Genomic DNA, 14,949 nt, shown 5'->3' on the forward strand with positions numbered 1-14,949 from the left:
TATTGAACTGTAACAATAAAATTAAAGTTTTCTTCTGGGAAACGTTCAATTTTTATAATTTTTGTATCCGTTAAACTATACTGATGATCTGGTCCAAGCTTCCTTCTGATAACTTGACTTGCATATGGTGCTAATAAAGTATTATAAGAATCATAAAACTCTTGATCATTACTATTAACCGCTTTGATATCTAACGGATTTAAAAATAAAACTACCATTACAATTCCAAAAAACAAACTAATCACTTTACCTTTTAACACATAATCACCCTTATTTAATTTGGATATCCGTTAACCTCCCCAGCATAAGAGATGACTATTCTTCATCCTTATTTAACTTCTTTTATTCAAATAGCGTTTTTGTTTAGTTTCACTCTAAAAGTAAAATTTTCATTTTTTCATTCAACCAAGTTCATAACATATTCTTTTCCTCTGATAAAATAATGATTATGTGTCCCACGCGCATTTTATTTATTGGAAATAATACCTTTCACGTACTTACGTATTAGAAACTTCATTTCTGCTTCTTCCGCAATAGCAGTTTTGTTCACTTTTTTGATACATTTATGAAACATTCACATGTTATCTTCAATATGTTCTATTCTTTTTGAAAAACCATGTGAGAATACCAAAACAAGAAGCCCTAGAGCCCTAACTCTAGGGCTTCTTGTTTTCAAATAAGGATTTTGTATTAAATCTGCACCAATTTTAAGACGCATACATACCATATCTTGTGCACCTTTTTTATATAAATCTTGTTCATTGGGCGCCTTTAAAAGCGCTCTTTTTATTGAAAAACTACACAAAGAGAAAAAACTCATACAATGTAAAATGTACCCTATAGAATAGACTTTTTTCGAGTGTCAATTCTATAGGGTACATTTTATTATTTTCTGTCTTTTTTATTTACCTTAAAGTAATCCATTCATAGCTTGCCCACTCTTTTGGTTTCTTATCGTACTTAATACGACCAGTCGTACAAAATGAAGCAATCATCCATTGTATAAGGTTCATCTTGGCGTATGGGTCAACACACTCCTCAATTTTTTTCAATTGATAACCGGTACTATTTTTCTGCCAAATTGTATATAAACGAAAATGTGTTGTCGTAACAAGTCTAGCTTTTGTTGTAACTTGCCATTTTGCAATTTTCGTTAGATCCTCTTTGACTTTTCTATCATACTCTTGTTTTATGACTTTATAACTCTTATCTTTATTAATTAATCCATTAGAGAATCCAAAAGGCATTTGATGCACCTCATAGACGGTTCCTTCTTCATCCCCTAAAATGTTTGATTCTACTAGAAATATATTCTTTAGTTTTAACTGTTCCGTTAATTCTTTTCCGCTCCAATAAAAAGGTTTTTTCATCTTCTGAAGCAGAACAACCTGTACAATTAATCCGATAAGTAACGGATACGCTAGTATAAAAACCATATTAATGAACATATTTACAATAAGTACCCCTATTAGTGCGAATATCGTGAAATAAATATATGTTTCTCTTTGATGAATGATTCTACTATTCAAGCTAACATACCTCCGTTTTGATAGATAGTGAAAGTAACATACACAATTGCTCCTAATAAAATAGAACAAGCCCCTGGAAAGCTCTGTATCAGCTGTATTTCTTTCTTTGGTAGTTTTGCCCCAAATATAGACGCAGCATGCTCCAATTGGTCTTTAACCGCTCCCACAAACCCTAAAATTTTAATTAATCGATACACACTAGCAATCCAAAAGAATAGTAAATGGAAAGCTGTTAATGTAATGGCGGTAAGCATAGCCGATTCTTCTACTACATTGCTAACATATAAACCTACTACCACAAGCATTTTGGTATCACCAGGTGAAGAAAATTTAAATGTTTCTAGCAATAAACCACACGCTAAGGCCATGACTAGTACAATTGCAATCTCTTTCCCTGTTCTTATTCCGGCAAAATACGTGATTCCTATCCCCAATATTAAGAATAGTAGATGCCACATATTCTTTGTTTTTCTATATTTCAAATCAGTAAATACATTTAGGAACATATAACTTAGTAATAATCCCACAATATACAGACCCATTTTCTTTACTCCCCTCTTAATTTCATAAAAATGCTGTGTAAAAAAGGGAACCACTTTTAGAGTAGCCCCCTCTTTTATTTTTATATTTATTTTTTGTTCCAAGAATCTACATCTGCATTGCTTGATGCTTTTGTGAATCGAGCTAGAATTGTATCATATCCACCTTGAATTGCTTTCCATACGAACGGACCAATTACTAATACGATAATCACTGCTAATGCAATTAACATACCGTTTTCTGATGATAATTGTGAGTCTTCATTTTTTAACCAACTTTTCATTTTTGCTAACATTTCATTTCGTCTCCTTTATATATAGATTTTAAGAATCTAATAAAATTAGAACTTATCTATTTAAATCTTTAATTACTTATTCCAAGAATTTACGTCTGCATTGCTTGATGCTTTTGTGAATCGTGCCAGGATCGTATCATAACCACCTTGGATTGCTTTCCATACAAACGGACCAATTACTAATACGATAATGACCGCCAAGGCAATTAACATACCGTTTTCTGATGATAGTTGCGAATCCTCATTTTTTAACCAACTTTTCATTTTTGCTAACATGATTGAATCTCCCTTATCCATTTATTTGAGCTATACGTAATAAACATCATTCATCTAAATCTTCTATTACTTGTTCCAAGAATTCACATCTGCATTGCTTGATGCTTTTGTGAATCGTGCCAGGATCGTATCATAACCACCTTGGATTGCTTTCCATACAAACGGGCCAATCACTAATACGATGATGACCGCCAAGGCGATTAACATACCATTTTCTGATGATAATTGTGAGTCTTCATTTTTTAACCAATTCTTCATTTTCGTTAACATATATCTTGCTCCTTTACCTATTCCATTTTTGATAATGTCTTTTATAAGCTTGCAAATCCTTGTATTAAAGATTGAATAACAATTACCATTGGATAAATCACAATACATCCAATAACTGCAACGTTAAATTTATTCATTTCCATTGGCTTATTTTGAATGAGACGGTTATAGTTCTCATGTTTTAACTCGCGCATCATTTTAATTTGTGCGTCCATAATGCGAAGACTCTGTACTTTGTCCGTTTTTTGCACTTGTTGCAGTGCAATCGTAAAGGTATTTACTTCTGGACTATTTAAGGCAGCTGCAAAGTTTCGAAATGGTTGATCCGAACCAGCATACATTTCTAATTCCGCTGTAAGTGTAGAGACATACGGACGAAGATGCCTCCCAGCATATATTTGCGCCTTTTTTACTGCTTCTAATGTTGTATGTGTTTTTAACAACTGCAGCATAGGAATTAGATACTCTGGTAATTCGAACTTCCTAGCTTCTATCGCCTGCTTGATTCTTCTCTTTAATAGATAATCAGGATAGAAATAAAGCAGCGGTGAAATTAAAACACCCACTTTAAATAAGTAGTAATCATGGAACACCGTACATATCAAGAAAACAGAGGTGAAAATGATGGGATATGCAACCTTCATTTTTAAATATTCTTCAGGTTTCGTATCCAGGCCAGCTTCTTCTAATTTTTTCTGAATCTGCTCTTTCTTTTCTTCTGTCAGGTACTTATGTGATAACGACTGGAAGGGAGCGATCATCATTTGATTTAAATTCTTCTTTTCAATTCGTTTTGCATTTTCTACATAGTTTGCAAGTAAGCTACCGCTGTCTTTTTTACTTTGTAGAAAGGTAGAGAATACCCAATACATGACAACGAATACCACTACAGCTAAAATCGTAGCCACCTTATTCCCCTCTTTCTGTTGGGTTATAATTTGCAATCTTTTCTACACGGGTTGCTAAGAAAAAGACAATTAACATATTTACCGATAACGCGATTTTCCCCATCATAGAACCTGCTAAAAATCCATATGCTTCTTTTGACATCAACATAATAACAATCGGCATAGCGATGACGATTAAGCAGTTTTGTACAAAAGCACGTTGTGCTTGCGACAAACTAGAACGCAATCTTGCCAGGTATAGTTTTTGTTTTTCAAAATCTTCTGCAATATCTAGTAAGACTTGTACTGAATTTGTTCCACCTTCTCGACTGCACACTTCCAACATTTCATGGAAGAAAACCAATTCTCTAAAGTTAAACGTTCCATTGAATCCTCTAAATGCACGATGCATTGTGGTTCCACCTTCTAATAAAAGAGAAACTTTTTCTATTTCTTCTTGAATGCTTTCATGCATCATTGGTTTCACCTGAACTAACACCCGTTTTGCATTGTTACTAATTTGAAGTGCATTTGCTACAGCTTTCATATAGATAGAAAGACGGTCAATGACAACCAAGTAGTAACGTTTTTTTCTTCGATAAAGAAGAAACCTTGGAACTAAAAATCCAGATAAAACGGTAATCAGTGTAAAAGGATCTCTACCAAAAGAAAAATAGAATACTACTGCAATACTCATCCCAGAAAGAATCGTATATATCCAGTACATACTCTTTGTCAATTTCCATTCGTACTTTTGAGCTTCTTGGATAACGGATTGTGGTAGATACATTCGTATCCCTTTAATATTCCTTAATTCCAAGCGCCTTTCTTCTTTCTCGTTTTCTTGTACAAATTGAGAGAGAGCAGAACCCTTAGATTTTGCAAAAAGTAAAACGAGCAATACTACACTAATAAATATCAAGAATATGCATCCATAGGCTAATAAACTATGCATATTGCACCTCCTGTTTTGAAAGGAACGGTGCATAAAGAACTGGATTTACAGTAGAAGAACGGAATTTCTTCTCCATATCAGCTGATATTCTTCCTGTAATAATATGTTGGCCATGAATTTTCCCTATTCTTTCATTCATTTCATCTTGTTTCTCATATGTTGGCATAAACTGAGACAATGGATTAAACTGTATATCTTCCTGATAATCCAATAGTTCAATCATCTCTGTAATATAACGATTTCCATCATCTTTCTTTTCCAAAAAGACAATTACATCAAATGTCTGTGAAATCAATTCATATAAATACTGGGCATCAATATTCGCACCACTTTGCAGACACATAAGCATTAAACGCCTAACTGCTTCTTTTGCACTTCTTGCATGGACAGAGGTGAAACCAGGATGTCCTGTTTGGAAAAAGTTAATCATTTTTAACGCTTCTTTCCCCCTCGATTCCCCTACAATTAATCGCTTTGGCCCTTGACGTAAAGCATTTGTTAACAATCTATCAAAGTCGATTGCATTTTCTTCTACTTCCGATGCCCTACACTGCATCGGAACAAAATGATGTTCTGGAAAAATGCGATGCAAATATAATTCAGGGTTATCTTCTACTACAAGAGTACGTTCTTTTTTCTTTCCTTTCGGAATGTGAGAAGCAAGATATTTCATAAACTCTGATTTCCCTGTACCTGTGGCTCCAGCAACTAGAATATTCATTTTGGCTTTCACGGCGGCAGCCAAAAAGTCCAACACCTCTTTTGACGCTTGATTGGTAGATAACATACGCTCTTCAGAAGCACGAAGGTGATCCGCATTCTTACGAATCGTTATTGTTGTTCCGAGTCCCCCAAGTTCATCTAAAACAATATTGATACGGATATATGGAAACACGCAGTCCACATACGGCTTTGCTGTATTTAATGACTCTGATGTACTGTTTACCATCTTATAAGCTAGAGCTTTCACTTCTTCTTCCGTCTCAAATCGGTAAGGAAATGTACATTCTCCCTCTCCAATTTTTTCGTAAATGATTTCTTTTGTTCCATTGATATAAATATCCGTTACATCCTTATCTTCTTTTAAAGGTTCTATAATCCCAAACCCCACAATTTCGTCACACACCATATTTAGTAATTGTTCAGAAGGTACTTCTGAAATGACAACCTGATTACTCAATAAAAAGCTTTTAATGATTTGTTCTACAGCTGTTCTCTTCTCTTTATTCATAAAGGATTCGCTTAAGATATCACGATGGTCTTTTACTAAAAATGCACGAATTTCATCTGTTATATCTTTAATTTGTTGAGCTGTAGTTGTTCCTAACTTTCGAACCGATTTAGAACGAATCCTATAACCAAAGTGATATAAATCCACTCGATTTCGCTTTAAGGATACTTGTTTTTCCTGTAAATAGCCCCACATACTACTTGCCACCTTTTTAATTTCGTAAACCAAAGAGACCCTTTTTCATAGAGAAGTGCTGGGATGGAATATCAAGACCAGCTGCTTCCATAATATGATGGACCTTTGCATTAATTTGCGGGGAACCAAATTGCATCCCCCATTCATAACTCGTACGATCTCTGTCATACGGAATTGTCACCTCAATTTTTTGGGAAGAAAGCTTTTCAATATCTTCTACATAGTCCTCGTCTCCCATATTCAAAACATGAATCATACGAGGCAATGTTAGCTTTGCTTCTTCTATTAGTTGTAATTCTCTTTTAATTGCTAACGCACCACGAGGGTTGCCATTTAGCACATGAACAACAAGGTCTGATTGGTATAGGATTGGGTAACTAAGCACCTCGGATAATTCAGTTGGTACCGATAGAATGATGTAGTCATATTCTGTATCTACAAGTGATTCGATAAATGTCGTTACAAACAATTCTTTGTTTTGAATCTCTGGGAATTGAGTTAAGCTATAACCTGATGGAAACACCAGAAAATCCATCTTATCGTGTAATTTTTGCGTCAGCCTTGGATTCACTTTTTTTTCTAATAAATCTTGCTTGGTACAAATATACTGCAAGAGATTGTATTCATTTTCTTTTCTTACAAGCCCTAGCATGTTTTTACTCTCATGGCTAAGACCTGTTCCAACCGCGAAGTTTGGTCTTACTTGGTCCGCTTCTACATAAAGCACCTTTTTCCCTAAATGAGCTAACTCATTTGCCATCGCAATACTTAACGTACTTTTTCCTACGTTTTCGTTTGTCGCATAAAAGGAAACCATTCTTACTTGCCGGTCCATCTTAAAAGCCCCTTCCTTATTTGGATTCGTTCAGATACTGTACAACATATTCTTTTACACTTTTAGATATGGGATTGGTTGAATGCTTCTCTACATAGTCTAAAATATTTTTCTGGTCAGATATTTGCGAGAATCCTTCTGCTGGTTCTAATTCTTTACCTGTTTGTTCTACCTTTTGTCCAACTGCAACAGGAATTACATCTCCAAGTGTTTTCGCACGATTTAGATATTGAAGTTGTTCTGATGAAACAGCCAATGTATATAATCGGGTTACCTTTGGCTTTTGTTTTCCTTCTTGTTCTTCTTTTGATTCTTTCTTTTCTAGTACAAATGCATCTTCTGTATTGCTATCCTTTGCAGCCGTAACACGTACACGTTGGAAAAGACCACCGAATACTACCTTCTCATTGTCCCCGTCCTTCACAATCTGCTTAAAATATAAGTCCACATACGTGTTAGGAATGATACTATTACCTGAACTTGTTTCCAAATCAACGAGTAACGGGAATGCAACTTCTCCATCTTTCAAATTTAAAATTGCAGAGTCAGGTAACTCCTCTTTCTTTACTACTTTATTTTTAAAAAGATAGCTATTTTCGGTGATGGGCTGCCCATCATTTGTCCACTTACCTATAACCTCTTTTTTACTTACACGTAATGCATTTGGAGGAATCCCATCACCAGGTAATGTTCGTTCCACTAGCATGTCTTCTTTAATCTCTGTATGCGCAGGTATATCCTTTGCGGCTACAACAATCTTTGTTGGTTTTACTGCATTTTCGACTGCGAAATGATTGTACCCATAGATACCCGCTACTGTTGCAGCAGCTAAACCTACCGCAGCAATCTGCTTCTTTTGAAACTTAGATGGCTTCAATGTTTGTATTCCTCCTTATGTAGCCTTTAAACGCAAAAAAAGGACACACCTATGGCATAATGCGCCTTAGGTGTGTCCTTTTAGCTAATCTAAAGTCTATATGAAAATGTTGGATTTATTTTCTTTAATATTACAATCTTAATATTATGATATATATAGTTTCGTGTCAATCATTTCTAAAAAATATCTGTTTTTTCTATTTAAAAACACGTAATCATAAATTAAAAAACCTCCAAAAACTCTGTTATAACAAGGTTTACAACCTATTAAGCATACCAAAAACATGTTGTAATTAATCTAACGCAACCGAATATTCCTAGGTGGTCGGTTGCTATTCTTTCTTTTTCATTTTATGGAGAAAAGAGGTGCTCGCATGGAAATACTTTTCACGACAGTTGATGAAAGAGACAAAATTATTATTAAAAGGAAATCAATTTTGTTCCTGTTTCAAAATACTTTGCAGGAGCATAACCTTTCCCATTCCGATCTTGAAATTCGCTTCCAATATATAACGATACAATCATTGCGATAATTCCAATAAAAATTACACATTTCATACGTTGTTTTTTCTTTTTATCCATTCAAACTTCCCCTTTCTACGAAAAAAGGCACATCCCATTAAGGGATGTGCCTTTGGTTTATCCATTCAGCTACTAGTTTAAGAAGGATTATATACTTTTGTTGATTCAACTTATTATACAATACTATTTAACTAATTTCTATTCTTCATATAATACCAGTTTGACAAATCAGTAATAATATGTTCCTTTCCAACCCAGTTCCAACCTGGTGTTTGTACAGGGAATGGAAGATCAGCAAGCACCCTTCTCTTTTTAAAATCATCGTACGAGACACCATTGATTTCTACCTCATTTGTCAAGCACAAGCTCATTTCATTTACACCTGCTAGGTTTGTTTCAACATTAAACGAATATTTTCCATCTTTTGTTTTTAATGGCGCATACCATTTGCGTTGACCATCAATAATTTTTTCTTGCCCATCCCAATATAGAGACTTAGTCGGTCTTTTACTATCGAAGACATGTCCTGTTACTTCAGACAAATACATATTTTTAGGTTGGAATTTTGATGCCAACCCAGTATTAGAAATAGATTCTAAATCTTGTGTTGTTTTTAGTCCTTCATCTGCAAATGGATATTGTGCCGTTGTTTTTGTAAATACACCAGGATAATTGATATTCCAATCATTTTTGTATGTTCCATTTACTTCATACGAAAAACCGTACCCAGAATGTAACTTAGACGGTGCTAAATTATCAATACTTCCACTTAATGTTTCATAGAACATTTCTCCCACTGTGTCCTCTTTTGAAACACGTTCACTTACTGTTTCTACCACACCTTTTACACTCGTTACTCCGCACATCCCTTTTTCATGAGATGGTGCATAGATAGCTGTTTTAATAGGGTTATTTTTGTATGTGGTTTCTTCTATATCTAGACGATCACCAGAAGGGTTAATTTCTGCCTGAATTGTTCCTTTCCCCTTATGTTGCCAGCCAAGGTTCAAGGTTTTCTTTTCTCCCTCTGTTAATCTTACCTTTTGTGATGCCACTTGTTGTCCGTTATGTTTTAACACAACTACTGTTTCAGGATTCGTGTATTTTTCTTCTAATACATCTAACTTTTTAATTTTATTCTTCTCCTTTTCTAGTTTCTTTCTTGCATTATCTAGTCTACTTGCTGCACTATCTAGTTTATTTTCTTCCCAAGAGCAGTCTCTATCGTAATAGTGATGGTTCCCTTCTGCATCTACCTCATGAATTGGATTACGACGGCAATAACTAAGACTAGACTGCGCACTATCTCTATCAGATTCAGAACTATTTACTTCTTGCTGGGACTTATTAATATTGTTATTTACCTTTTCTCTATATTGGTCACGTTCTGGTTTAAAATTATCACGTGATACATCTACTCTTGTTTTGATATTCTTTCCTTCTCTTGCGGTTTCGCCTTCGATTCTGTCACTAGAGAAATCAATTTTATATTTAAAGTCATCTTCATCGCCTAGATCTGGGTTAGGTGTTACTTCAGTACCACAGTTACCATCTATAGTGAAATCAACAGTTTTCTCGTTTGATTCCCTCTGAACAGCATCAAGGACTTTAATTTTCGCAGTATATCGGCCACACATTTGTGGCTGCCAATTTAATTCTTCTGACTTAAATTGCCCTGCATCACCTTCATTTGGTTTTTGATTATCTTTTTGCAGAGTTGAACGCAGGTAATTTTCTTGATGATATACAGTTTCACCATCTTTTATAATATCTAACATCCATTTAACTCGGTTCCTTTCCCCAGCAGCTTTTTGATAAGGGTTTATTGTTGTTCCATTCGGATCTCGATCGTTATATCCTTTATTTTTACTTACATATTCAAAACCGTTAAATGTAAATTTAACAGGTACATCTTTTTCGCTACTAGACGCTTTAACATCTTTTATTTCAGGCTTACTTGTACGTACATACCACAAATTATATTTATTAGCGTTTCCTCCAGATCCAGCATATCCTCCTGATAAATAAGCAATATCACGAATCCAGTAAAAATCGCCATATACCTTACTTCCTTGATACTGCGAAAGTCTATACTTCAGTATTTCTGCTAAAACAAATTCAGGATTCCCCCAATACTTACTAGCTATTACGTCATCATTAATTCTTTGTACTTCAGTTACCATACGATCTCCTGCAGGAACTAAATTGTTTAGGTATCCTTCATTAGCAATACGAACAAAAGGTTCTGAGAGTTCTTCATTCTTTACTTTGTTTTCATTGGAGTTATCCCAACTAAAAGAACCATTATATACAGCTGGATAATGTAAGTCACTTAAATATTGTGATTCCTTTGCGGCATACCCGCTTCCTGGACGATAAAACCTTCCTGGCATTTGCAATTCTTTTGCTTTCATGAATTTTTCTTCATTCCCATCAAAGAAGGGTACATCACTATTCTTTGCATGTGCCAATGTAGGTAATAACAACAATGCAGATGTACAACTAATTAATAATTTACTTTTTAATTTCATATCTTATCCCCCTAGAAAACAAAAAAGGACACACCTGTACCTTTGGTAGGTACGTAAGGTGTGTCCTTCACGTAATTATCGTAAAATTATTCTATTGTTATATTACGCGTATAATGATACCAAATTTCTCTCATAATAACAATTTTATTTCTTTTCCACTTCAACATACATCATATGTTCCGCAGTTGAGTGTGCAATACGGATTTTAAAATTATCTTTCTCAAATACCTTTGTTTTTTGTGTATCTATTGCTTCCTGTAACTCATTATCTAAGTTCAAACCACTTAATAATTTCGTCCACTCTTTAGTTAAAGATACTGTAGCTTTGTTGTTATCTAAAAATATAATTTTATAATTCCCTTCATTATCTGATTGCACAACAAATTGCGCTCCAATAGTACCTGCAGGAAGATACATATTTTTATCGAGTAAAGATACATCGTTACTAATTTCACTATACTTTAAATTTGTACCGAATCTTCCATTAACCTCTTTTATTATTCTTTGTGCTTCATTCGAGACTTGTTGCTTTACAACTGGCATTTTTTCTACGGCTTCAGGGTAATATTCAATATTCTCTGTGACTAGATTAGAATCCATACCTGTAGGCAATTGAACATCAGGTTTCGTTTCAGGTTTTGGATCGGGCTTCACTTCTGGTTTTTCCTCTGGTTTTGTTTCAGGTTTTGGATCGGGCTTCACTTCTGGTTTCTTTACTTTTTCAATTACATTGATAGAGTTATATAAAAATTGACTATACGCTTCACGTGTTACAAACATTTTTGGAGAATACATATTACCTCCTGTACCAATTGTAACTCCATTTTCTTCTAATGCACTAATTGCACCGTAAGACCAAGAATTTTTATCAATATCTGCAAATTTTGTTGTTTTCGTTTCCTTAAATTTAAAAGCATTTGTAAGTACTTGTGCCATTTGTTCACGAGTTAAAATATCATCTGGACCATACTTCCCATCACCAAAGCCATTCACAAGTCCTGCTTTAGCAAGTGCTAAGATTTCTTTTTCAAACAAATGTCCTTTAATATCAATAAAAGGATTTTTGAAGCTAGCATCTGCATCTGCTGGTTTTACGTACATATAAATCATACGAGCAACTTGCCCACGAGTTACATTGTCACCAAAACCAAAGATATTATTTCCGTACCCTTGCACTACTCTACGATTTGTTAAATCATAAATTGCTTTGGTAGACCAGTGATTTGCTGGAACATCATTGAATTTTAATGAGTCTGTGTTATCAGCTTTAGCAGTAAATGCTCCTGCTCCTAGCAATGATGTACCCATAATTGTTAATGCTGTTGCTGTTTTTAAAAATTTGTTAGCCATAGTTTGTTCCTCCAAGTATATTAGTTTTTTCATAGATTCTTTTATTGTACCGAATTTAAACATAAAATCCACATAATTTAACATATAAATTATTTAATTTATGTTTTTTTATAACGAGTGTTTCGTGTGGGGAAAATAACCATAAAGGAATTTATTTGTAAAAAAATTCTATATATTTTATTTATAAATATTTTTTCAGTAAAAAAACTACACTTTTCAGTATAGTTATTTACCTCTTTTTATACATATTGATATTTTTAACGGAAATAGATTTGTCCCATTCCTTCTTTGTTAGCCCATATCGGTGCTTTCATACTATCTATCCCTATCATTTTAAAAATAAAGAAGTGATGTTCAGCTTTTATCTTAAAATTCAATGACTGATTATGATCAACGCGACCTTTTGTATATTCATATTTCCAGCCATCCATATTCTGCTCTTTCATTTTCTTTTCTATATCAGGAATTAGATTTACGTTTTTCCCTTCATACGTGTACTGAAAACCACCTGTTTGTTCTGCTAACTCTACTGTACTAGAAGCAAAATCATGTGCCTTTACTAACTGCATTCCATACAGTACACCTTCTGGGATAAGAGTTATCAATAACAAAGAAAGCGTTAGAAAAAACGCTGTTGTTACTGTATTTTGCATTTCTTACACACCTACTTTTTCTTATTTATTTCACGTTTCCTCCAGTTTTCTTGTTGTCAGAATCTGCTTCATAAATAAATATGTGTTTTGCGTTACTCTTAATGCTGCCTTTCTTTTCATCAAATTGTTTAGTATAACTAGCAGCTTCGGCATCTCCTTCAACGGCAATCATTGCAGGTTGCTCTTGTACGGCATGTGCAGAAAACTCTCGTTTTGATGCAGGATCCTTAAATGTTGCATTTTGTTTATAAGACTTTTCAAATTCTTTCTTTGCAATTTCTGTGTCAATAGCAATTTCTTCTTTTGCTCGCAAAACACCTACTTTTACGGCTTTATCCATTGCTGTACTTCCAGCACGTTCTAATGCAGACTTATTATCTGTGTGTGTTGTATCTCCAATAATCATATCTGTCATTAAGAATAAACAACCAACAAATAATAATAATGAGGCGACACCTATAATAAATTTTTGCATCTTTCTTCACCCCTCCTTAATTTTCAGACTTTCGAAATCGAAATCCGCTTAAAATAGAACTTTTTTTGGGGTTCAACAATTGATTTGGCAGCAATAACTCTGCTATTTCCTTCATTATTCCTTCTAACTCTTTATAATAGTTGCGACTTGATAGTAACGTACTACTATTCAATTGTGACTCGAACACATCTTCTATTTCATATGGTGGTAAAGCAGTTAATACCTTATCTCCAAAGCATTCTTCTACTATTTCATGCTTTAAAAGTACAGGAGAAAACTTGTTCCCAATGATCCTCACTTTCTCTAAACCTAAGTAAGAAACGAGCTTTCTCTCTTTTTGTGTAAGAGGATGCGCTATCTTTAGCAATTGATGCAGATCTGGTTCCGCTACAAAGAATATGTAATCCGCCATTTCACATATCTCATGGTATAAATCTTTATCCCAATCGCTCCCTGCATCAATAATAGATATAGGTGCTTCTTGGTTGGCCAATAAAACCTTAATAAAATGGTCGAAGTCCTGCTCTGTTTCGTTTTTCAGCTCTTGGTCAACTATAGGATTCTTTACAATATAATTTATTCTTCCTTGCTTCCATTTTGGAATTAATAATATATCAGATTCCTTCTGTAGCATCTCTTTATATCGCTGCAACATAAATTCACTACGATAGTTTTCTGGCGCTTCTGTATATCCCTTTAATAACGGATACGTATAACCATCATCATATAAATTCTCTATATAATTCACATCAATCTGTAGTTCATTTAAGTAAGCGGCTAAAAGATGTGAAACAAAAGTGGCACCACTTCTCCTGTTCATGCTGGCCACAACAATTGTTCGTCTTGGAATAGCAATACCAATTTGTTTTTCATATACTGGCTCAAAAGCCAATTTATACTGTTTTTTAATAATTGGCGCTTTTGACGTTTCCTTCTGAATAGACTTACGGTTTTGTTTGTTTTTAAATAGTTTATTGGATTTAGAAGAAGGTTCATTTTTGCCACCTTCCTCTAATTCACTTGATACTTTCTCTTCTTCCTCATCAACAAGAACCTTGGGCACCTTTGTTTGTTGCGGTGCTTGACTTGTTCCTACAATTTCCACTACATTTTTAATATCCGATTCCTGTAGCAGCTGCGGGATGACTTTATTATCAATGTCAATTTTACGAGAGTTAAAAATGTCATAGATACCTAGATAAATCAGTTTCGCTAAAAATTCATCATTATTTTCACGCTCTGTAAATACTACAATGCGAATATCTCGCTGAAAGCGAATGTCTCTTAACTTCTGTAAAATAATTAATTCTCGCTTATCTTCGTGTCCTGCATCAATATTTAATCGTTTGTCATTAATACATAGAATATCAGGTTGCTCCGTATCTAGAATTTCATCTAAATACTTTATGTGCATGACATCACTATCAGCCACTTCAAATCCTGCACCAACAAAATCCTCACGTAAATATGCCGTATACACAGTATCACTAATAGCTAATACAATCTTTTTCATTATGAAAAACTCCTCT

The 14,949-nt window shown here is 34.2% G+C and carries 18 protein-coding genes; all 18 read right to left on the reverse strand.

Annotated features, from left to right (window positions below; all coding sequences use genetic code 11):
• On the reverse strand, positions 1 to 260 hold a 260-nt coding region (locus tag RT27_RS14075), incomplete at its 3' end, for a hypothetical protein (RefSeq protein ID WP_043936461.1).
• A gap of 314 nt (positions 261 to 574) precedes the next feature.
• A complete protein-coding gene (locus tag RT27_RS35235; RefSeq protein ID WP_231583605.1) occupies positions 575 to 820 on the reverse strand; it encodes a hypothetical protein in 246 nt (81 codons plus the stop codon).
• Positions 821 to 905: 85 nt separating this feature from the next.
• Positions 906 to 1,529, reverse strand: coding sequence for a hypothetical protein (locus RT27_RS14085; protein ID WP_043936463.1), 624 nt, complete (start codon positions 1,527 to 1,529; stop codon positions 906 to 908).
• Positions 1,526 to 2,071, reverse strand: a complete 546-nt coding sequence (locus RT27_RS14090) for a hypothetical protein (protein WP_043936488.1) — start codon at positions 2,069 to 2,071, stop codon at positions 1,526 to 1,528. The genes RT27_RS14085 and RT27_RS14090 overlap by 4 nt, the downstream gene beginning before the upstream one ends.
• Before the next feature lie 86 nt (positions 2,072 to 2,157).
• The gene (locus RT27_RS14095; protein WP_000879960.1) at positions 2,158 to 2,364 is read right to left on the reverse strand and encodes a hypothetical protein; all 207 of its coding nucleotides are present in this window, start codon (positions 2,362 to 2,364) and stop codon (positions 2,158 to 2,160) included.
• Between the two features lie 72 nt (positions 2,365 to 2,436).
• Positions 2,437 to 2,640 (reverse strand): hypothetical protein, encoded by a 204-nt coding sequence (locus RT27_RS14100; RefSeq protein ID WP_000879962.1) that lies wholly within the window; start codon positions 2,638 to 2,640, stop codon positions 2,437 to 2,439.
• A gap of 66 nt (positions 2,641 to 2,706) precedes the next feature.
• Positions 2,707 to 2,910 carry a hypothetical protein gene (locus tag RT27_RS14105; protein WP_000956353.1) on the reverse strand — a complete coding sequence of 68 codons (204 nt, stop codon included), beginning with the start codon at positions 2,908 to 2,910 and terminating at the stop codon, positions 2,707 to 2,709.
• Between the two features lie 41 nt (positions 2,911 to 2,951).
• Entirely contained in the window at positions 2,952 to 3,818 is an 867-nt protein-coding gene (locus RT27_RS14110) for a hypothetical protein (protein ID WP_043936464.1), read from the reverse strand.
• 1 nt (position 3,819) lies between these two features.
• Complete coding sequence (locus RT27_RS14115) at positions 3,820 to 4,752, reverse strand: hypothetical protein (protein ID WP_016083177.1); 933 nt, start codon at positions 4,750 to 4,752, stop codon at positions 3,820 to 3,822.
• Complete coding sequence (locus RT27_RS14120; protein WP_043936465.1) at positions 4,745 to 6,178, reverse strand: CpaF/VirB11 family protein; 1,434 nt, start codon at positions 6,176 to 6,178, stop codon at positions 4,745 to 4,747. Before RT27_RS14120 ends, RT27_RS14115 begins: the two co-directional genes overlap by 8 nt.
• A gap of 16 nt (positions 6,179 to 6,194) precedes the next feature.
• The gene (locus RT27_RS14125; RefSeq protein ID WP_000375880.1) at positions 6,195 to 7,013 is read right to left on the reverse strand and encodes an AAA family ATPase; all 819 of its coding nucleotides are present in this window, start codon (positions 7,011 to 7,013) and stop codon (positions 6,195 to 6,197) included.
• 16 nt (positions 7,014 to 7,029) lie between these two features.
• The gene (cpaB, locus tag RT27_RS14130) at positions 7,030 to 7,890 is read right to left on the reverse strand and encodes a Flp pilus assembly protein CpaB (protein WP_043936466.1); all 861 of its coding nucleotides are present in this window, start codon (positions 7,888 to 7,890) and stop codon (positions 7,030 to 7,032) included.
• Between the two features lie 419 nt (positions 7,891 to 8,309).
• The gene (locus RT27_RS35240; protein ID WP_000358414.1) at positions 8,310 to 8,471 is read right to left on the reverse strand and encodes a hypothetical protein; all 162 of its coding nucleotides are present in this window, start codon (positions 8,469 to 8,471) and stop codon (positions 8,310 to 8,312) included.
• 131 nt (positions 8,472 to 8,602) lie between these two features.
• Positions 8,603 to 10,942 (reverse strand): hypothetical protein, encoded by a 2,340-nt coding sequence (locus RT27_RS14140; RefSeq protein ID WP_043936467.1) that lies wholly within the window; start codon positions 10,940 to 10,942, stop codon positions 8,603 to 8,605.
• A 144-nt stretch (positions 10,943 to 11,086) separates the two neighbouring features.
• Positions 11,087 to 12,325, reverse strand: coding sequence for an S-layer homology domain-containing protein (locus RT27_RS14145; RefSeq protein WP_043936489.1), 1,239 nt, complete (start codon positions 12,323 to 12,325; stop codon positions 11,087 to 11,089).
• A gap of 224 nt (positions 12,326 to 12,549) precedes the next feature.
• Positions 12,550 to 12,945, reverse strand: coding sequence for a DUF4320 family protein (locus tag RT27_RS14150; protein ID WP_016083169.1), 396 nt, complete (start codon positions 12,943 to 12,945; stop codon positions 12,550 to 12,552).
• A gap of 25 nt (positions 12,946 to 12,970) precedes the next feature.
• Positions 12,971 to 13,420, reverse strand: coding sequence for a hypothetical protein (locus RT27_RS14155; protein WP_043936468.1), 450 nt, complete (start codon positions 13,418 to 13,420; stop codon positions 12,971 to 12,973).
• 16 nt (positions 13,421 to 13,436) lie between these two features.
• Positions 13,437 to 14,933 carry a hypothetical protein gene (locus RT27_RS14160; protein ID WP_043936469.1) on the reverse strand — a complete coding sequence of 499 codons (1,497 nt, stop codon included), beginning with the start codon at positions 14,931 to 14,933 and terminating at the stop codon, positions 13,437 to 13,439.
• Between the last annotated feature and the right edge of the window lie 16 nt (positions 14,934 to 14,949).

Source organism: Bacillus sp. L_1B0_5, from assembly GCF_000836715.1.
GTDB lineage: Bacteria > Bacillota > Bacilli > Bacillales > Bacillaceae_G > Bacillus_A > Bacillus_A thuringiensis_S.